The sequence below is a fragment of the Nostoc sp. CHAB 5836 genome, assembly GCF_020829445.1.
Classification (GTDB): Bacteria; Cyanobacteriota; Cyanobacteriia; order Cyanobacteriales; family Nostocaceae; genus Nostoc.
Genome location: NZ_JAIVFV010000379.1, coordinates 1 through 2,059 on the forward strand (window position 1 = coordinate 1; position 2,059 = coordinate 2,059).

2 protein-coding genes are annotated in these 2,059 nt (G+C 46.2%); both read right to left on the reverse strand.

Going from position 1 to position 2,059, the window contains the following annotated elements:
* Positions 1-389 precede the first annotated feature (389 nt).
* On the reverse strand, positions 390-827 hold the full coding sequence (locus LC605_RS32645; protein WP_229551499.1) for a hypothetical protein: 438 nt from the start codon (positions 825-827) through the stop codon (positions 390-392).
* Between the two features lie 47 nt (positions 828-874).
* A complete protein-coding gene (locus LC605_RS32650) occupies positions 875-1,969 on the reverse strand; it encodes an AAA family ATPase (protein WP_369010380.1) in 1,095 nt (364 codons plus the stop codon).
* Positions 1,970-2,059 lie beyond the last annotated feature (90 nt).

The following is a 2,059-nucleotide window of genomic DNA, read 5'->3' on the forward strand; positions in this document are numbered from 1 at the left end:
CAATCTCCTATTCTTGCAAATCGAGATATTCTTTGAGCGCTTGCAGGAAGGCGTTTATGACCATCCCCTGATTTTGGCTATGGCACTGGAGAATCTCGCTAATCAGGCATGGGATGAAGTCGAGCGAGTCTACCCGAATTTGTGACAAACAATACTTGTAAGGATACTCTAGATTTCTACATCTATAATTTTTCGCGATCGCTATTGCTTTATTTTGGCGATCGCTTTTCTTTCAGGTTTAGACGACATTGATCCGTGTGCCCATTGTGCTGAAAAATGCTTACGCTAACAATGATGTAGTCTTATGCCAGCAAGGGCTGGCATAAGCTTTTTTATGGCTATGGCAAGCTAGACGATACTTGTCGATCGCACTCTGCCAGATTATAATGTCAGGCTTTTGCCAATTGGTGCGGAAAGAAAGTTTTAGCAAGGGGCTTGCGGCGATCGTCGCACTTAAGCCAAATGCCATCGGCTCTAATGGTGGTAATAGTTGCAAAGGTCTCCTTATGCTTGCCAACCAAAATAACTACCTTGTCCCCCACACTAAAGTCACTCCTGGGGGATTGCGATAAGCATTGCAAGTCAGTAAAGGTCAGGCTAAATCTGCCTCGTCCAGATACTTGGCAGCTGGCTTCGGAGAATTCATCAAAAATTTGGAATACTTTTACTTCTCGTTTAAAGGACGAACTCCAATAAGTAGCTTTCTCCTGGAGTAGAGGCAAAGGATCACCCCCCGGATCACCCTGGGGAAAACTGCCAGAGTCTTTGGCTGGCAATGCTTCAACGGCTGTTTGGCTGGCGTGTATATTTTCACACAAGATCACCAAAGGATCACCCCCTGGATCACCTCCAGGATTGTTATCTGGTAAAGGGTTCAGCCAAAGGTGATCCTTGACCCCCCCTTGTCTTCAGAAATTTCTGTGCTGGGAATTTTTTCGCTATTTTCACCACTTCTAGGATCACCTTCGGCTGTATCGCTTGCTGTATCTACATTTTTGGGGTGATCCGATGGGTGATCCTGGGGTGATCCTCTCTTTTTTATACCAACTTCAGAATTGGTCTGTAAGCTATTGTCAGCAAGGCTTACAGAATATGAAGGGTGGTGATCCGAGGGGTGATCCTTTGGTGATCCTTCGTAGGCGAGGAAATAAACGTTCGCTTTCCCCGGCTGGCGAAGGACGCTGATTAACCCATCAGCCGATAATTCTCCGAGATAGCGACGAGCGTAAGCTTTGGAAATGCCTAGCCGATGGGCTATCTCTTCACTGGTGAACTTGATGTTTCTGTGAGATGCCAAAAGCTCTAAGGTACTGTCTTTGGCAGATTGACCCGGGCCGCCAAACTCTTCTCCCTCTTCTCCCAAAAAGGTAAAGCTAAGGTCTTCTGGGTTGAAATACATTCGGTATTTCTTGCCGGAGGATCGCGATCGCGATTTATCGATCTCTAGTATCCGGTCGTAGGAGGTAGCAGTTTCTTTCTTGTCCTTGGATAGAGTCCAGACTTCACTTACTGCGTTCCTGATTGCGGTCGTGCCCCTAACTTCGCCTCCCTTATTCATGTGGTGAATAATCACGAAGGTGGTTCTGTACTGGGTAGCCAGTCCGTTCATCTCCAGAATGGGGCGAGAGTATTCCATTTCCGACTCGCGGTAAATCGAAAAACGGTTGGCAGTCGATAGCGAGTCAATGAAGACAAGCTCAGGCTGAAATTCTTTTAAGTCTTGGATGAGAGTTGGCATATTCTCAGCGCTCCAGCCAAAGCGGACACGAACAGAGTCACCGATATCTTCTTCTGAATAACCCATTGAGTCTAGGGCTTGCAGCATATCGCCGGGGCTTTCGTCTCCCTGATAGTAGAGAATCTTCCTTTTTCCGGTGGTTAGGAACGAGCCAAGCTGAGTGCCTTGGATCAGAATCTTGCCAATCGCATAAGCAATTGGACTTTGGACAAAAAAGAAGTGTTCGCGTATGTATTACGCGAATAAATGATTAATCTTGTTTATAGTTACCAGCAAAAAAAAAGCATAGCCACCAGAACCCCAAGGTATAGTAATATAAAC